Here is a 15021-nt window from a genome sequence, read left to right as displayed (position 1 = left end):
CAGCTCAGTCATCCAGTTCCCGATGCGCTCGCTCATACAAAGCGACCGTATCGGGATCACCAGCAATCAAATCTCCGACAATCTCCTTCGCCAGCGCTACGTGTTTGCCAAAGGCTCTAACCGTCTGTTCCATGACTCCAATGGACATGTCGAAGAACCAAAAGAACCCGGATTTCGCCGCTCCAATTTCCACATCAGACAATATCAGATCGCCGTTGCTTTTCGGATGCGTAATCCGATTGCGGGCGGCGATGGCCCTTTTCAGATTTTCCCACTCAGCACAGCCGAAATCCACGTCAATTTCCTTACAACAGGACTTGGCAACTTTTGTTGTCAACCTGATCATCGCCGGAAGTGAAACATGGCGTGGTTGTTCGATGATTTCCCCTCTTTCGCTAACAGAAAAAGAGGCCTCAGCGAAAGCCATTTCCATCAGTGGCGTCGCGACATCAAATTCCATTGCGATGGACAAAACATGCATCCGATAAACCCACGACATACCCTCAGCGGCAGAAACCGTGGTTCGAAGCAGGTTTCGACGTTCGACCGGCCCGTCGGATGCCTGAAGATGATCGAGCGCCCATTGCACATCATCTGTTAGCGACTGAATAAATACGATCTTTCCTCGATCCATGTGGCCCCCTTTCCCGGGGCAGGCTCCTACTCCGCACCACGACCCGCGTCTAGTTGCGCTTGGCCGGGACGACCGCTAGAGAGCGCGCTTGGCATCACAGATAAGTTTAGGAGCAGGCCGTGGCCGGCCATAGCAAATTCAAGAACATCATGCATCGCAAGGGCGCTCAGGACAAAAAGCGTTCGTCGATGTTCTCCAAGCTCAGTCGCGAAATCACCGTGGCGGCGAAGATGGGTCTGCCCGACCCGGACATGAACCCCCGCCTGCGGCTTGCGGTCAACGCGGCCAAGGCGCAGTCCATGCCCAAGGACAATATCCAGCGCGCAATCGACAAGGCGTCGAAGGGCGAGGGCGAGAATTACGAAGAGGTGCGCTATGAGGGCTATGGCCCCGGCGGCGTCGCCATCATTGTCGAGGCGCTGACCGACAACCGCAACCGCACCGCCACCAATGTGCGCACCGCCTTTTCCAAAAATGGCGGCAATCTGGGCGCGTCCGGCGCGGTCAGCCATGGTTTTGATCGCATGGGCCTGATCACCTACCCGGCAAGCGTGGGCGATGCGGACGCGATCTTCGAAGCGGCCCTGGAAGCGGGCGCGGAAGATGTGTCTTCGAACGAAGACGAGCATGAAATCTGGACCGCGATGGACGCGCTGCACGAAGTCGCCAAGGCGCTGGAGGCCAAGCTGGGTCCGGCCGACGGTGCAAAGCTCGCGTGGAAGCCGCAGACCAGCGTCGACGTCGATGAAAGCAACGCAGCGACCCTGATGAAGCTGGTCGACACGTTGGAAGATGACGACGACGTCCAGACCGTGTGGGGCAATTATGACGTGTCCGACGAGGTCATGGAAAAGCTGGGTTAAAATGCCCGCCCTCCGTTCGTGATCATCCTGGGCCTTGACCCTGGTCTTGGCACCACTGGCTGGGGACTGATCGCGGCGGACGGCAATCGCCTGACCCACATCGCGAATGGGCAGATCAAGACCGACGCGACGATGGCGCTGGCGTCCCGCCTGCTGGCGCTGGACCTGGCGCTGGCCGACCTGATCCTGGAACATCAGCCCAGCGGCGCAGCGGTCGAAGAGGTGTTCGTCAATGTGAACCCGCAATCGACGCTAAAACTCGGTCAGGCCCGCGGTGTCATCCTGCTCGCCGCGTCCCGTTCCGGCATGGACGTGGGCGAATATGCGGCCCGGCTGGTCAAAAAATCCGTGGTCGGCGTTGGTAATGCCTCAAAGGATCAGGTCCACGCGATGGTTGCCCGATTGCTTCCCGGCGCGAAGATCGTCGGCCCCGACGCATCGGACGCCCTCGCCGTCGCCATCACCCATGCCCATCACCTCGCCAGCGCCCGACGCATCCCGCAAAAATAATGCGATTCTTGCACCTCGCGCCTCAGGCTTCGCTCTTCATCGCCAATCAAACGCCAGCGGCGCTTCGCGAAAGGCGAAGCGGTTTAGATGGTCGGCCACGACTTGCTTGAAATTTTCGATGTCGACACCGTCCTGCGGTTCGATAGTCACGGACAGGGCTTCATCCGCCGCCGCCATACGGATCGGGCCCATCGGAAAGCCGATCACGCCCTGTTGAGCGTCGAAGTCGGTTTCGAACTTATGGCTCCAATGTTTGCATAGCTGCTGGAGATAGCGGCTGCCATACTTGGTCGGGACATGGGCGGTCAGGGTCATGCGGGGGAGCCTTTCGATCTAGCTGGCCGCATCCTCGATCAGCGGCGACATCCATCATGGTCTGGGGAGCCGCGCCTTCCCTTTCAAGCCCGGCGCAGATCGGTGGCGCGCTGGTCCATCCAACAGGCATGAAAAAGCCCGCCAGAACCATGTCCAGCGGGCCTTATATTTTTGACAGGTTCGCCGCTTCAATCTGGCTTTTTAGCGACGCTGACCAGCGCGGGGCGCAGCAGTCGGTCCTTGATCATGTAACCCGCCTGCATTTCCAGCAGAACCGTGCCCGGCTCTACATCATCCGACGGGGTTTCCATCATAGCTTGATGCAAATTGGGGTCGAGCGGCTGGCCGACCGAAACCAGCTTTTCAATGCCGTTCCGCGCAAAGATGCTGTCCAACTCCCGCCCGGTAGCTTCCAAGCCAGCGACCAGCCCCTTGAACTTGTCATCTTCCCGCAAATCGGCCGGAATTGCCTGCAGCGCGCGGCCCAGATTGTCGGCAACCGACAGCATGTCCCGCGCAAAAGCGGTCGCGGCGTAGGCGCGCGTGTCGGCCAGCTCCTTTTCAAGCCGCCGCCGGACATTCTGCGTTTCGGCATGAGCGTAGAGAACTTCCTGCTTCGCCGCCGCCAGTTCGGCTTCCAGCGCCGCGATCCGTTCAGCCGCGGCATCGCCCGGGGGCGCCGCATCTTCGGGAAGTTCGTCCACGATTTCGCTATTTTCGATATTCTGTGTTTCTTCAATCATCTCATCAATCTCGACAAGGTCTGCGCGGTGAAGTCCACCATGGGGATCACCCGCGCATAGTTCAAGCGCGTGGGGCCGATTACCCCGACTACGCCGACGACGCGGCCATCGGCCCCTCTGTAGGGGGCGGCTATGACCGAAGAACCGGACAGGGAAAAGAGCTTGTTTTCCGAACCGATGAAGATTTTCGTCGCACTGCCCGCCAGAGCGCTTTCCAACAGCCGTGAAATTTCCTGCTTGCCCTCTAACTGCTCCAGCAACTGGCGCACCCGTTCCAGGTCGGCGGCGGTGCCGTCATCCAGCAGATTTGCCTGCCCCCGCACGATCAGCACAGGACGATCGTCGGCGTCATGCGACCAGACCGCGATTCCCCGCTCAACCAGTTCCCGCGCCGCGCCCTGGAGCGCGCTGCGTTCATTGTCCATCTCCCGCTGCAACGCGTCGCCCGCGTCGCGCAAGGTCATGCCGCCAAAGCGCGCCGACATGAAGTTCGCCGCTTCATTCAACATCATCGGCGTCACCCCCGCAGGCAGGTCGAGCACGCGATTTTCGATGGACCCGTCTTGCCCCACCAGCACGGCCAGCGCCTGAAGACCGTTAAGGGGTACGAAACCAAACTGGCGCAGGAGCGGCTCCCGCTTGGGCACCATGACGATGCCCGCGCACGCGGACAGGCCCGACAGCGCGGCGGTGGCAGCCGACAGCGCCTCTTCGATCGGGCCGCCTTCGCCGATACCGGCTTCGATCGCGCGCCGTTCCTCCATCGAAGGTTCCGCCGCCTGCATCATGCCATCGACGAAGAGGCGCAGCCCTGTTTCGGTCGGCATCCGCCCCGCAGAGGTATGCGGCGCGGCGAGCAGGCCAAGCTCTTCCAAATCCTGCATCACGTTGCGGATGGATGCCGGCGACAGGCTGAGCGACGCCAATTTGCTGATCGTGCGCGATCCCACCGGCAGGCCCGTGCCCAGATAGCTTTCGACCACCAGCCGAAAGACGTCGCGCGCCCGTTCGTTCAATTCGGTGATCGGCGTGACCGGCATAGGTCCCTATCTAGGCAAGCAAGGGTCAGCACTCAAGCCAATGCGCTAACGCCTGGCGGAAGGCTTTACCATGGGCTCGATCTGCAGCATCCGGGGAATGGCCGAAATCGTGGCGCGCAGCTTTCCATATGTTGCGTCCATGCAACCGGACTGGAACTCCAGCCGCGTGGGCGGCGTATCCCCCCTCACCCACTCAAATCGGTAACCTGCCATGTCGGTGGCAAAGCGGACGCAATTTTCGCCGTGGCCGATACGTTTGGCCGTACCTGCGGGCGGGCGAAACTGATTGAGCGCCGCACGAAACCGGCGATATTGCGCGGGCGTGACGGTGAAGCGCGTAGGACCGGGCACCGCGGTAAACCGCTCCGGCTCCAACAGGCCCGACCCATCGGGGGTTACGCTCAACGTATAGGCTGGGCAAACGCCAAAACAGGGACCTGCGGAAAAACGAATCGTGTCGCCCACGGCTACCGGCTTTTCCAGCTCCGCCTTGTCCGTAGCACAGCCGGAAAGGAGCGCTGCGCAACCTGAAATCATCATCCATCGCAATTGCATGACCGCTTCCTATCATCTTTCTGGCGGATCGCCACTGGCATGAGGGCACGCCCGGCGCTAAGCCCCCCCCGATTGAACGTTTCGGAGTAGAAAATTTATGCGTCCTTCCGGCCGCGCGCCCGACCAGATGCGCGACATCACCATGGAGCCCGGCTTCACCATCCATGCCGAGGGCAGCTGCCTGATCAGCTTCGGCGATACGCGCGTGCTGTGCACCGCTTCGGTCGAGGAAAAAGTACCGCCTTTCCTTCGCGGCAAGGGTTCGGGATGGGTCACGGCGGAATATGGCATGCTGCCCCGCGCCACTCATACCCGCGGCAGCCGTGAAGCGGCCAAGGGCAAGCAGTCGGGCCGGACGCAGGAAATCCAGCGCCTGATCGGCCGGTCGCTGCGCACCGTGGTCGACCTTCAGAAACTGGGTGAGCGGCAGATCGTGGTCGATTGCGACGTGATCCAGGCCGATGGCGGCACGCGCACGGCGGCGATTTCCGGCAGCTGGGTGGCTTTGCGTATCGCCATCGACAAGCTGATCGCATCGGGCGCTTTGAAAGAAGACCCAATCTTGCAGAAGGTCGCTGCGATCAGCTGTGGCATCTACAACGGCACCCCCGTCCTCGACCTCGACTATGCCGAGGACAGCAATGCGGAGACCGACGCCAACCTGATCCTGACGGGCGACGGCAAATTCGCGGAAGTGCAGGCGACCGCCGAAGGCGCGGCCTATGATGAGGAAGAGCTGCTGCGTCTGCTGCGCCTCGCCCGCATCGGCTGCGCACAAATTTTCGCGGCGCAGGACAAGGCCGCGGGTCGATAAAAGGAAAAGGCTCCCGTTCGTTTCGATCGTAGGAAGATGATAGCGCAACTTGTGCGTTTCTCGTCTACGCTCGAAACGAACGGAGTGGGGTAAAGCATGAGCGACGAGTTCGGACAGGAACAGGCAATCCGCAAACTGGGTCCCGGCAAGCTGGTAATAGCGAGCCACAATCCCGGCAAGGTGCGGGAAATCGGCGAATTGCTGGCACGCTTTGGCATCGAAACGGTGTCGGCAGCAGAGCTGGACCTGCCCGAACCTGATGAGACCGGAACAACCTTCATCGCGAACGCCGAACTAAAGGCGATGCAGGCAGCGGACCTGTCCGGCCTGCCAGCGCTGGCCGACGACAGCGGCCTGTGCGTAGAGGCGCTTAACGGTGATCCAGGCATTTTTTCCGCGCGCTGGGCCGGCGAGGACAAGGATTTCGGCCTCGCCATGCAGCTGGTATGGGACGCGATCGAGGCCAAAGGACCCGATGTCGGCCATGACGCGCACTTCGTCTGCGCGCTGGCCCTTGCCTGGCCCGATGGCCATGTCGAAGTGTTTGAAGGGCGCGTCGACGGGACGATCAGCTGGCCCCCGCGTGGAACCAAGGGGTTCGGCTATGACGCCATTTTCCAACCAAATGGCCACACGGTCAGCTTTGGCGAAATGGAACCGGAACAGAAGCACGCGATGAGCCACCGCGCCGACGCCTTCGCTCAGATGGTGGCGGCGGTTTTCTGAATTGATGGGCAGGCGCTGGCCGCGCGGGTCAAAGCCGTATAGGAACGCGTCCGCCCATGTCCCTGCGCTTACAAAATCCCGCGCCAGCTCCCATAGTGATGGCCCCCGAACCGATGGCCCTGTACATCCATTGGCCATTCTGCGTGTCGAAGTGCCCCTATTGCGATTTCAACAGCCATGTGCGGGCGGAAATCGATATGCGGGCCTGGCGCGACGCACTGCTGATCGATCTGGCCCACGAAGCGGCACTGAATGATGGGCGGACACTAGGCTCAATCTTTTTCGGCGGAGGCACGCCATCGCTGATGCCGCCTGAAATCGTAGCCGCGTTGATCGATGCCGCCACCCGCTATTGGAAGCCGGTGGCGGACATCGAAATCACGCTGGAAGCAAACCCAAGCTCGGTGGAAGCGGCGCGATTCGCCGACATCGCGGCGGCAGGCGTGAACCGTGTGTCACTGGGCCTTCAGTCGCTGGATGACGAAGCACTTCAATTCCTTGGCCGGGCACATGATGTGCGCGAAGGACTGGCGGCGCTCGATGTGGCGCAGTCGGTGTTCGACCGCCTCAATTTCGACCTCATCTACGCTCGGCCGGGCCAGAGCGAAAGTGATTGGGAAAAGGAACTGGCGCGCGGCCTGTCCTTTGGCACTGGCCACCTTTCCCTCTACCAGCTGACCATCGAACCGGGCACAAGGTTCGCGACTTTGGTGGCGCAGGGCCAGCTGACCCCGGCGGACCCCGACCACGGGGCGACGCTGTACGAAGTGACGCAGGCCATGACAGAAGCGGCTGGTTTGCCCGCCTATGAGATCAGCAATCACGCCCGGCCGGGGCAGGAAAGCCGTCACAACCTGACCTATTGGCGCTATGGCGACTATGCCGGGATCGGTCCGGGCGCGCATGGACGGCGATCAGGGATCGCCACGCTGCGCCACAAAAAACCGGAAAACTGGATCGGCGCCGTGAACCGCAATGGCCATGGCCTACAGCGCGAAGATGTGCTGGAGCCAGCAGACAGAGCGCGCGAGGCACTGTTGATGGGGCTGCGTCTGGGCGAAGGCATTGACCTCAGCCGGATTGCGCGGCTGTCAGGACTAAAGATCGGCGACCTGGTCGACGACGGCGCGGTGACCCGCTTATGTGCGCTGGACCTGCTGGACAGCAATGGGCCGCTGCTGCGGGTGAAACCGGCGGGTATGCTGTTGCTGGATGCCATCTTGCCCGAAATCGTAGCAATCTGACGCCGCAGCGAAGGGAACGCAGCCGGTTGTAATCCCCCGCCGATCAGTTGGCAGGGGCAACCCCCTGTTCTGACATCAGCTGCTGAAGCTCACCTGCTTCATACATCTCCATCATGATGTCGCTCCCGCCGACAAATTCACCCTTTACATAAAGCTGCGGTATCGTCGGCCAGTCGGAAAAGCCCTTGATCCCCTGTCGGATGAGCTGGTCCTGAAGCACATCGACCGTTTCATAACCAACGCCCAGATGATCCAGTATGGCGATGGCACGGCTGGAAAAGCCACATTGCGGGAACAGGGGCGTGCCCTTCATGAACAGCACCACATCATTGCTGTTCACGATATCGGCAATCCGCTGGTGCACGGCGTCGGTCATGGTCGATCCATTCTTGTCACGCGCCGGTCGGCCCGGTCGCTGATAAAATTACAGGCCGTTAATTGGGAACGGCCGTGGTCAGTTGCAAGGCATGGAGCACGCCGCCCATCCGCCCGCCAAGCGCCGAATAGACGGCCCGTTGCTGGGCGACGCGGCTCATGCCCCGGAAACTTTCCGACACGACCCGCGCTGCATAGTGATCGCCATCACCGGCAAGGTCGGTGATTTCGACCTGCGCATCGGGAATGGCAGCCCGGATCATGTCAGCGATTTCGTCGGCAGCCATCGGCATGGAAAATCAGTCCTGTGCTTATTGCGCTTCGATGAACTGGCGGCGGGCGGTGACCTGCTGTTCTTCCAGAGCGGTGCGCACATCGGCTTCCGCAATATCCACTCCCGCCTGTGTCATGTCGCCCAACAGCTTGCGGATCACATCCTCATCGCCTGCTTCTTCAAAGTCGGCCTGCACTACAGCCTTCGCATAGGCGTCGGTTTCTTCGGGCGTCAGCCCCATCCGGGCAGCGGCCCATTCGCCCAGCAGCCGGTTGCGCCGCGCCTGGATGCGAAACTGCATCTCCTGATCATGCGCATACATATTTTCGAAGGCTTTTTCACGGTCATTGAAAGTCGTCATGCCAGCGCCTTGCAGAATTAAGGAAGAAGTTCGTTTGAAATAGGAAGATCGGGACGGTTACGCAACGGCAGGGACCAACCAGGGGCGAGCCCCCGCATCTTTTGCCTCGAACTGGCCGATCGCGTCCGCCTGCCCCAGCGTCAGGCCGATCTCATCGAGACCGCCGAGCAGGCAATGTTTGCGGAAAGGATCAATCTCGAACGCAAAGCGGTCCTGGAACTGCGTGGTCACGGTCTGTTGCTCCAGGTCGACATGGACCGGGTCCGTCCGGGCCACGTCCATCAGCCGGTCGATCGCTTCCTGCGGCAGGACAACGGTCAGGATGCCATTCTTGAAAGCATTACCCGAAAAAATATCGGAAAAGCTGGGCGCGATCACGACCTTGACGCCCAGGTCGGCCAGCGCCCAGGCGGCATGTTCGCGGCTGGACCCGCAGCCAAAATTATCGCCTGCAATCAGGATCGGGCTGCCCGCATATTCCGGGTTGTCAAACACATTGCCCGGTTCCTTGCGCAGCACTTCGAACGCGCCCTTGCCAAGACCGGAACGGGAAATGGTCTTCAGCCAATGGGCGGGGATGACGATGTCGGTGTCGACATTCTTCATCCCGAACGGATAGGCCCGCCCTTCAACGACAGTCAGCTTGTCCATCAGTGCGCCTGCCGGGTTTCAGAACCCGAACTATCTTCCGCCCGCCCCAGGCTTGCTGCCATGGCGGCGCTTGCCAGCGCGCCAAGCGCCAGCAACCAGAATACCTTCTTCATGCGACCACCTTTCCCCTCTTTTCATTGAGCAGTTCCCGCACATCGGTCAGATGACCGGTGATGGCGGCGGCGGCGGCCATGGCGGGGGATACCAGATGGGTCCGCGATCCTGGACCCTGCCGGCCCATGAAGTTGCGGTTGCTGGTGGAAGCGCAGCGTTCACCCGCTGGCACTTTGTCAGGGTTCATGCCCAGGCAGGCCGAACAGCCCGGTTCCCGCCATTCGAACCCTGCCGCCAGGAAGATGCGGTCCAGCCCTTCGGCTTCCGCCTGTTGCTTCACCAGGCCAGATCCGGGCACGACCAGCGCCTGCTTGATGCCGCTGGCGACATGCTTGCCCTTCAGCAAGGCGGCGGCGGCGCGCAGATCCTCTATCCGGCTGTTGGTGCAGCTGCCGATGAAGATATGTTCGACCGACACATCCTCCATCCGCTGACCAGCGGTCAGACCCATATAGTCGAGCGATTTTTGCGCGGCAGCACGCTTGGAAGCGTCCGCGAAGCTTTCGGGATCGGGGACGACACCCGTCACCGGCACGACGTCTTCCGGGCTGGTGCCCCAGGTAACGTTGGGCACGATATCGGCGGCATTGATGACAATGCTCTTGTCAAAGGTAGCGCCTTCATCGCTGTGCAGCGTCTTCCAATAGGCCACGGCGGCGTCCCATGCCGCGCCCTTGGGCGCGAGCGGGCGGCCCTTCAGGTAAGCAACGGTCTTTTCATCCGGCGCGAACAGCCCGGAGCGCGCGCCCGCCTCGATCGACATGTTGGCGACGGTCAGACGACCTTCAATCGACATGTCACGGAAAACGGAGCCGCGATATTCCATGACATAGCCGGTGCCGCCGGCCGTGCCGATGCGGCCACAGATCGCCAGCGCAACATCCTTGGCCGTGACGCCGAAGCCCAGTTCGCCTTCGACCACGACTTCCATCGTCTTCGATTGCTTCAGCAGCAGCGTCTGCGTAGCCAGCACATGTTCGACTTCGGACGTGCCGATGCCGAACGCCAGTGCGCCCAGAGCGCCATGTGAGCTGGTGTGGCTGTCCCCGCAGACCAGCGTCGTCCCCGGCAGGGTAAAGCCCTGTTCCGGGCCGACCACATGGACGATGCCCTGTTCCAGATCGGCGTCGCCAATCAACCGCACGCCAAATTCCGGCGCATTGCGTTCCAGCGCAGCGAGCTGCTGCGCGCTTTCGGGATCGGCAATCGGGATACGCTGCCCCTGCGCGTCACGGCGGGGTGTGGTCGGCAGGTTGTGATCCGGCACCGCCAGCGTCAGGTCGGGACGGCGCACCTTGCGCCCGGCAACGCGCAGGCCTTCAAACGCCTGCGGACTCGTCACCTCGTGGATAAGATGCCGATCAATATAGATGAGGCAGGTTCCATCCGGGCGACGTTCAACGACGTGCGCGTCCCAGATCTTCTCGTACAGCGTGCGGGGCTTGACCATAACATCTTCCCCCTAGCCCCAGAGCGGGCCGGGCGAAAGAGGGAAGGGCGGCAATATTTGCTGTTCGCCCCGATAGTCGGCGCTAGGCCGCGCGATCATCCTGGGTGATGCGCCCGGCTGCGCCAACCTCCGCCTCATGGTTCTCTTCTCGCCAGGTTTCAGAAAGCGCCGCCGCTTCCCATTCGCGCATCGCGGGAAGGGCCAGCATATGGTCGATCCAGCGCTGCGCCATCGGCCCCACATCCAGCCCATAGGTGCGCACCCGGAAGACGACGGGGGCATAAAAGGCATCGACTGCGGTAAAAGTCGATCCGGCCAGATATGGGCCGCCAAAGCTGGAGAGCCCCTCCTCCCACAATTCCCGCAGGCGGGCGATATTGCGGTTGAGCGCGGTCGAAGGCATTTGCTGGTCGACCCGCACGCCAACGTTCATCGGGCAATCATTACGCAGGGCGGCAAATCCCGAATGCATTTCGGCGACGGCGCACTGTGCCCAGCCGCGCGCGGCTCCGTCCTGCGGCCACACGCCCGCATGGCGATCCGCCAGATAAAGGGTGATGCCCAGCGAATCCCACAGCGTGCGATCGCCCTCGATCAACACGGGGACCTGCCCCGTAGGCGAAAAATCGCGAAAGATGGCGTGATTTTCAGCAGCGACAAAGGGTTCGATCCGGTCCTTGAAGGGAATGCCGAGCGCCTTCATCAAGACCCAAGGACGGAGCGACCAGCTGGAATAGTTCCGGTTTGCGGTGATCAGCGTATAGGCCATCGGCGGCTCTCCCGTGGGATCTTGCGCCCTCAGGATAAGCGTCCGGCGGTCCGGGTGAAAGCGCAAAGCGACCTTGGATGCGCCAATGACTGGAATTGACAAAAGCCCGCCGCAAATCCTCCGCGACGGGCTTTCTGTCATCGATATAGGCAATCAGCGCAGACGACCGAGCCGGTGATAAAGATTGGCGAACTTCACCGACTCCGGTGTGTCCTTCACCTTCTGCATATAATCGGCCACAGCCGTCTTCAGCAAAGAGAAATCCTCGGTCGAGAAGACCGCGCGGGACCTTGCAGGTTCAGTCATTTTCGTCCTCCTTCCTTCATTCTTCAGGCCGCAAACTGGTTCATCGTATTATGTGATCCGCCCGCCTTTAGCGCGGCATCGCCGGCGAAATATTCCTTGTGATCATCGCCCATGTCGCTGCCAGCCATATTCTGGTGCTTCACGCAGGCGATGCCCTCCCGGATTTCCTTGCGTTGCACGCCTTCGACATAGCCCAGCATGCCTGCTTCACCGAAATATTCACGAGCCAGATTGTCGGTGCTCAGCGCCGCCGTGTGATAGGTCGGCAGGGTGATCAGGTGATGGAAGATGCCAGCGCGTGCCGCCGCGTCCTTCTGGAACGTGCGGATCTTTTCATCAGCCTCTTGCCCCAGATCGGTCGCGTCATAATCGGCGCTCATCAATCTGGCGCGGTCATAGGCGCTGACGTCCCTGCCCTCAGCCTGCCAGCGATCGAATACCTGCTGACGGAAATTGAGCGTCCAGTTGAAGCTGGGCGAATTATTATAGACCAGCTTGGCATTGGGAATGACCGCGCGGATGCGGTCGACCATGCCGGCAATCTGGTCGATATGCGGCTTTTCCGTTTCGATCCACAGCAGGTCCGCCCCATTCTGAAGCGACGTGACGCAGTCCAGCACGACGCGGTCCTCGCCCGTGCCAGGACGAAACTGGAACAGGTTGGACGGCAGGCGTTTCGGGCGGAACAGCCTGCCACCCCGCCCCAGCACGACATCACCGCGCAGGCTGGCAATATCGGCGACCTCCTCGACATCAAGGAAACTATTATATTGATCGCCCAGATCGCCTTCCTCGCGGCTGTAGGCAATTTGCTTGGTCAGGCCAGCGCCCAGCGAGTCGGTACGCGCGACGATGATGCCATCATCGACCCCCAGTTCCAGGAAGGCGTAGCGAACCGCCCGGATCTTCGCCAAAAAGTCCTCATGCGGAACGGTGACCTTTCCGTCCTGATGGCCGCACTGTTTTTCGTCCGAAACCTGATTTTCGATCTGGATGCAGCAGGCCCCGGCCTCGATGAATTTGCGCGCGAGCAGATAGGTCGCCTCGGCATTGCCAAAGCCCGCATCGATGTCCGCGATGATCGGGACGACGTGGGTTTCATACTGGTCGATGGCGTTGGCCAGTCGCTGCACCTCAACGTCATTGCCCTCGTCCCGCGCCTTGTCGAGGTCGCGGAACATCATACCCAGTTCGCGTGCGTCCGCCTGGCGCAAAAAGGTGTAAAGCTCCTCGATCAAAGCGGGAACGCTGGTCTTTTCGTGCATCGACTGGTCAGGCAACGGCCCGAATTCGCTCCGCAGGGCAGCAACCATCCAGCCGGACAGGTACAGATAGCGGCCCTTGGTCGTGCCGAAATGCTTTTTGATGCTGATCATCTTCTGTTGGCCGATAAAGCCGTGCCAGCAGCCCAGCGACTGAGTGTAGTTGGCGGGATCGGCGTCATAGGCGGCCATGTCGCGGCGCATGACGGTCGCGGTGTGGCGCGCAATATCGAGCCCGGTGTGAAAACGGTTCTGCAGGCGCATGCGGGCGACCGGCTCGGCCGCAATGCCCTGCCAATGCCCCTGTTCGCCAATGGTGGCGTCCGCCTTCGCGATCTCTTGCAAATAGCTCATATGCTCATCCCTCTGAACTGATTGCGACCGGCCTAACCGTGCTTCGTGCTCAACGGCAGAGGGTTCGAAGTTCAGTTGTAGAAGTTGACAAACTTACTCTGTAAAGTTGTAAATGCCTGCACAGGAGCAAGAAGATGGCGAAGGATCGTCCAGTCTATATGGGTCCACGGCTGCGGCGGTTACGGCGCGAGCTGGGCCTGACGCAGTCCGACATGGCGACCGACCTCGAAATATCGGCATCTTATGTTGCCCTGCTGGAACGGAACCAGCGGCCGCTGACCGCGGATATGCTGCTGCGACTGGCCCGCACCTATCGCATGGACATGAGCGAACTGGCGGGCGACGGCGGCGCCGAACAGACAGCGCGACTGCAAGCGGTGCTGAAGGAAGCGATGTTTGCCGACATCGACCTACCCACGCTGGCGATGCAGGATGTCGCGATCAACTATCCCGGCTTTACCGAAGCGCTTCTACGGCTGCACACCGCCTATCGCGAGGAGCAGCTGACCCTGGCTGACCGAGGAACCGGGGCAACAGGCGACACACCCGACGCGCCCGATCCAGTAGCCGAAACGCGGCGCTTCATCGCGGCGCGGCGCAACAATTTCCCGCTGCTGGACGATGTCGGCGAAAGGCTGGCGGTTGAGATCGATCAGGCGGGCGGCATGGCGGCATGGCTCCAGGACAGGCATGGATTGCGCGTCAGGCGGTTGCCGTCCGACGTTATGGCGGGGTCGATGCGTCGGCTGGACCGGCATCGCGACGCGGTACTGATCGACGATGCCCTGGATGAAGCGAGCAGCAGCTTTCAACTGGCGCTGCAAATCGCCTATCTTGAGATGCGCGGCAATATCGACGCGCTGCTAAAGGATGGCCAGTTCATCAGCGACAGCGGACGGCGGCTCACGCGGCGGGCGCTTGCCAGCTATGGCGCGGCAGCGATCCGCCTGCCCTATGCTGCTTTCGCTAAGGCGGTTGAGGCGCGACGTTATGATGTGGAAGCACTTGCCCGCCAATTCGGGACCAGCTTTGAACAGGTCGCGCACCGGCTGACCAGCCTGCAAAAGCCGGGGCAGCAACGCATCCCCTTCTTTTTTCTCAGGATCGATCCGGCGGGAAATGTCAGCAAATTGCTGGACGGCGCAGGCTTCCCCTTTGCGCGGCATGGTGGATCATGCCCACTCTGGTCGGTGCACCAGTTGTTCGGTCGCCCTCGCGAGGTGGTGACCCAATGGCTCGAACTACCCGACGGCCAGCGTTTCTTTTCCATCGCCCGCACGGTGACGGCAGGCGGCGGAGGCTGGGGAACACCGCGTATCGAGCGCGCGGTCACCCTTCTGTGCGCGGCGGAGCATGCGCACCGCCTGGCCTACGCACAGAATTTGCCCCCATCCGAACCTACGCCGGTAGGGATCTCATGTCGCCTTTGCCACCGCAGCCAGTGCCTCGCCAGATCAGCCCCGCCGATCGGGCGCGACATGCTGCCTGAGGATTATCGCCGGGGCCACGCTCCCTTCGGCTTTTCAGACGACTGATCGGGGGAAACTCGACACGGCAGCGACCAAAATTGCTCGACGCCGCCGCCCGTTGGAACGCAGGACCACAATGTCAAGATGTGATGCACGATTGCCACAGCAGTGTGTGCGATGCGGCAAGTCGAT

The 15021-nt window shown here is 61.3% G+C and carries 19 protein-coding genes; 6 read left to right on the top strand and 13 right to left on the bottom strand.

Translation table 11 applies throughout. The annotated features are described in order from the left end of the window. Positions 1–4 precede the first annotated feature (4 nt). The gene (locus tag ACI3KQ_RS07950) at positions 5–634 is read right to left on the bottom strand and encodes a hypothetical protein (protein ID WP_404956418.1); all 630 of its coding nucleotides are present in this window, start codon (positions 632–634) and stop codon (positions 5–7) included. Between the two features lie 119 nt (positions 635–753). Here ACI3KQ_RS07950 and ACI3KQ_RS07945 point away from each other — a divergent pair, with 119 nt between their 5' ends. Next, positions 754–1497 (top strand): YebC/PmpR family DNA-binding transcriptional regulator, encoded by a 744-nt coding sequence (locus ACI3KQ_RS07945; RefSeq protein ID WP_404956416.1) that lies wholly within the window; start codon positions 754–756, stop codon positions 1495–1497. An 18-nt stretch (positions 1498–1515) separates the two neighbouring features. Further along, entirely contained in the window at positions 1516–2007 is a 492-nt protein-coding gene (ruvC, locus tag ACI3KQ_RS07940; RefSeq protein WP_404956414.1) for a crossover junction endodeoxyribonuclease RuvC, read from the top strand. Between the two features lie 36 nt (positions 2008–2043). Here the strand turns inward: ruvC and ACI3KQ_RS07935 are convergent, their stop codons facing one another. The 4 genes from ACI3KQ_RS07935 to ACI3KQ_RS07920 form a co-directional block, all read right to left on the bottom strand. Further along, complete coding sequence (locus ACI3KQ_RS07935) at positions 2044–2322, bottom strand: DUF2218 domain-containing protein (protein ID WP_404956413.1); 279 nt, start codon at positions 2320–2322, stop codon at positions 2044–2046. A gap of 188 nt (positions 2323–2510) precedes the next feature. Further along, entirely contained in the window at positions 2511–3065 is a 555-nt protein-coding gene (gene grpE / locus ACI3KQ_RS07930; protein WP_404956412.1) for a nucleotide exchange factor GrpE, read from the bottom strand. Further along, positions 3062–4105, bottom strand: coding sequence for a heat-inducible transcriptional repressor HrcA (gene hrcA / locus ACI3KQ_RS07925; RefSeq protein ID WP_404956410.1), 1044 nt, complete (start codon positions 4103–4105; stop codon positions 3062–3064). The genes grpE and hrcA overlap by 4 nt, the downstream gene beginning before the upstream one ends. 45 nt (positions 4106–4150) lie before the next feature. Then, the gene (locus ACI3KQ_RS07920) at positions 4151–4660 is read right to left on the bottom strand and encodes a DUF6438 domain-containing protein (RefSeq protein WP_404956408.1); all 510 of its coding nucleotides are present in this window, start codon (positions 4658–4660) and stop codon (positions 4151–4153) included. 97 nt (positions 4661–4757) lie between these two features. Between ACI3KQ_RS07920 and rph the strand changes: the two genes are divergently transcribed. The 3 genes from rph to hemW all read left to right on the top strand — a co-directional run bounded on the left by rph (position 4758) and on the right by hemW (position 7444). Then, a complete protein-coding gene (gene rph / locus ACI3KQ_RS07915; RefSeq protein ID WP_404956406.1) occupies positions 4758–5474 on the top strand; it encodes a ribonuclease PH in 717 nt (238 codons plus the stop codon). Positions 5475–5570: 96 nt separating this feature from the next. Continuing rightward, positions 5571–6200: an RdgB/HAM1 family non-canonical purine NTP pyrophosphatase gene (gene rdgB / locus ACI3KQ_RS07910; RefSeq protein ID WP_404956404.1), complete on the top strand. Its 630-nt coding sequence runs from the start codon at positions 5571–5573 to the stop codon at positions 6198–6200. A gap of 56 nt (positions 6201–6256) precedes the next feature. Then, positions 6257–7444 carry a radical SAM family heme chaperone HemW gene (gene hemW, locus ACI3KQ_RS07905; RefSeq protein WP_404956402.1) on the top strand — a complete coding sequence of 396 codons (1188 nt, stop codon included), beginning with the start codon at positions 6257–6259 and terminating at the stop codon, positions 7442–7444. 43 nt (positions 7445–7487) lie between these two features. Here the strand turns inward: hemW and grxD are convergent, their stop codons facing one another. The 8 genes from grxD to ACI3KQ_RS07865 form a co-directional block, all read right to left on the bottom strand. Beyond that, the gene (gene grxD, locus ACI3KQ_RS07900) at positions 7488–7820 is read right to left on the bottom strand and encodes a Grx4 family monothiol glutaredoxin (protein WP_404956400.1); all 333 of its coding nucleotides are present in this window, start codon (positions 7818–7820) and stop codon (positions 7488–7490) included. A 58-nt stretch (positions 7821–7878) separates the two neighbouring features. Beyond that, entirely contained in the window at positions 7879–8112 is a 234-nt protein-coding gene (locus ACI3KQ_RS07895) for a BolA family protein (protein WP_404956398.1), read from the bottom strand. Positions 8113–8130: 18 nt separating this feature from the next. Then, positions 8131–8454 carry a DUF1476 domain-containing protein gene (locus tag ACI3KQ_RS07890; RefSeq protein WP_404956396.1) on the bottom strand — a complete coding sequence of 108 codons (324 nt, stop codon included), beginning with the start codon at positions 8452–8454 and terminating at the stop codon, positions 8131–8133. A 57-nt stretch (positions 8455–8511) separates the two neighbouring features. Beyond that, complete coding sequence (leuD, locus tag ACI3KQ_RS07885) at positions 8512–9105, bottom strand: 3-isopropylmalate dehydratase small subunit (RefSeq protein ID WP_404956394.1); 594 nt, start codon at positions 9103–9105, stop codon at positions 8512–8514. Positions 9106–9214: 109 nt separating this feature from the next. Continuing rightward, on the bottom strand, positions 9215–10669 hold the full coding sequence (gene leuC, locus ACI3KQ_RS07880) for a 3-isopropylmalate dehydratase large subunit (RefSeq protein WP_404956392.1): 1455 nt from the start codon (positions 10667–10669) through the stop codon (positions 9215–9217). Between the two features lie 82 nt (positions 10670–10751). Further along, complete coding sequence (locus ACI3KQ_RS07875) at positions 10752–11438, bottom strand: glutathione S-transferase family protein (RefSeq protein WP_404956390.1); 687 nt, start codon at positions 11436–11438, stop codon at positions 10752–10754. 153 nt (positions 11439–11591) lie between these two features. Continuing rightward, entirely contained in the window at positions 11592–11744 is a 153-nt protein-coding gene (locus ACI3KQ_RS07870) for a hypothetical protein (RefSeq protein ID WP_404956388.1), read from the bottom strand. A 23-nt stretch (positions 11745–11767) separates the two neighbouring features. After that, positions 11768–13360, bottom strand: a complete 1593-nt coding sequence (locus ACI3KQ_RS07865) for an isocitrate lyase (protein WP_404956387.1) — start codon at positions 13358–13360, stop codon at positions 11768–11770. A 134-nt stretch (positions 13361–13494) separates the two neighbouring features. On the opposite strand from ACI3KQ_RS07865, the gene ACI3KQ_RS07860 reads away from it, so the two are divergent. Then, positions 13495–14895 (top strand): short-chain fatty acyl-CoA regulator family protein, encoded by a 1401-nt coding sequence (locus ACI3KQ_RS07860; RefSeq protein ID WP_404956385.1) that lies wholly within the window; start codon positions 13495–13497, stop codon positions 14893–14895. Positions 14896–15021 lie beyond the last annotated feature (126 nt).

The organism is Sphingobium sp. ZW T5_29 (assembly GCF_044987515.1).
Taxonomy (GTDB): Bacteria; Pseudomonadota; Alphaproteobacteria; order Sphingomonadales; family Sphingomonadaceae; genus Sphingobium.
This window is presented reverse-complemented; position numbering and strand designations above follow the sequence as displayed.

What these genes read in the sequence shown, in the direction of transcription:
- ACI3KQ_RS07950 (WP_404956418.1), bottom strand. Translation starts at nt 634, where the DNA reads ATGGATCGAGGAAAGATCGTATTTATTCAGTCGCTAACAGATGATGTG.
- ACI3KQ_RS07935 (WP_404956413.1), bottom strand. Translation starts at nt 2,322, where the DNA reads ATGACCCTGACCGCCCATGTCCCGACCAAGTATGGCAGCCGCTATCTC.
- grpE (WP_404956412.1), bottom strand. Translation starts at nt 3,065, where the DNA reads ATGATTGAAGAAACACAGAATATCGAAAATAGCGAAATCGTGGACGAA.
- hrcA (WP_404956410.1), bottom strand. Translation starts at nt 4,105, where the DNA reads ATGCCGGTCACGCCGATCACCGAATTGAACGAACGGGCGCGCGACGTC.
- ACI3KQ_RS07920 (WP_404956408.1), bottom strand. Translation starts at nt 4,660, where the DNA reads ATGCAATTGCGATGGATGATGATTTCAGGTTGCGCAGCGCTCCTTTCC.
- rph (WP_404956406.1), top strand. Translation starts at nt 4,758, where the DNA reads ATGCGTCCTTCCGGCCGCGCGCCCGACCAGATGCGCGACATCACCATG.
- rdgB (WP_404956404.1), top strand. Translation starts at nt 5,571, where the DNA reads ATGAGCGACGAGTTCGGACAGGAACAGGCAATCCGCAAACTGGGTCCC.
- hemW (WP_404956402.1), top strand. Translation starts at nt 6,257, where the DNA reads ATGTCCCTGCGCTTACAAAATCCCGCGCCAGCTCCCATAGTGATGGCC.
- grxD (WP_404956400.1), bottom strand. Translation starts at nt 7,820, where the DNA reads ATGACCGACGCCGTGCACCAGCGGATTGCCGATATCGTGAACAGCAAT.
- ACI3KQ_RS07895 (WP_404956398.1), bottom strand. Translation starts at nt 8,112, where the DNA reads ATGCCGATGGCTGCCGACGAAATCGCTGACATGATCCGGGCTGCCATT.
- ACI3KQ_RS07890 (WP_404956396.1), bottom strand. Translation starts at nt 8,454, where the DNA reads ATGACGACTTTCAATGACCGTGAAAAAGCCTTCGAAAATATGTATGCG.
- leuD (WP_404956394.1), bottom strand. Translation starts at nt 9,105, where the DNA reads ATGGACAAGCTGACTGTCGTTGAAGGGCGGGCCTATCCGTTCGGGATG.
- leuC (WP_404956392.1), bottom strand. Translation starts at nt 10,669, where the DNA reads ATGGTCAAGCCCCGCACGCTGTACGAGAAGATCTGGGACGCGCACGTC.
- ACI3KQ_RS07875 (WP_404956390.1), bottom strand. Translation starts at nt 11,438, where the DNA reads ATGGCCTATACGCTGATCACCGCAAACCGGAACTATTCCAGCTGGTCG.
- ACI3KQ_RS07870 (WP_404956388.1), bottom strand. Translation starts at nt 11,744, where the DNA reads ATGACTGAACCTGCAAGGTCCCGCGCGGTCTTCTCGACCGAGGATTTC.
- ACI3KQ_RS07865 (WP_404956387.1), bottom strand. Translation starts at nt 13,360, where the DNA reads ATGAGCTATTTGCAAGAGATCGCGAAGGCGGACGCCACCATTGGCGAA.
- ACI3KQ_RS07860 (WP_404956385.1), top strand. Translation starts at nt 13,495, where the DNA reads ATGGCGAAGGATCGTCCAGTCTATATGGGTCCACGGCTGCGGCGGTTA.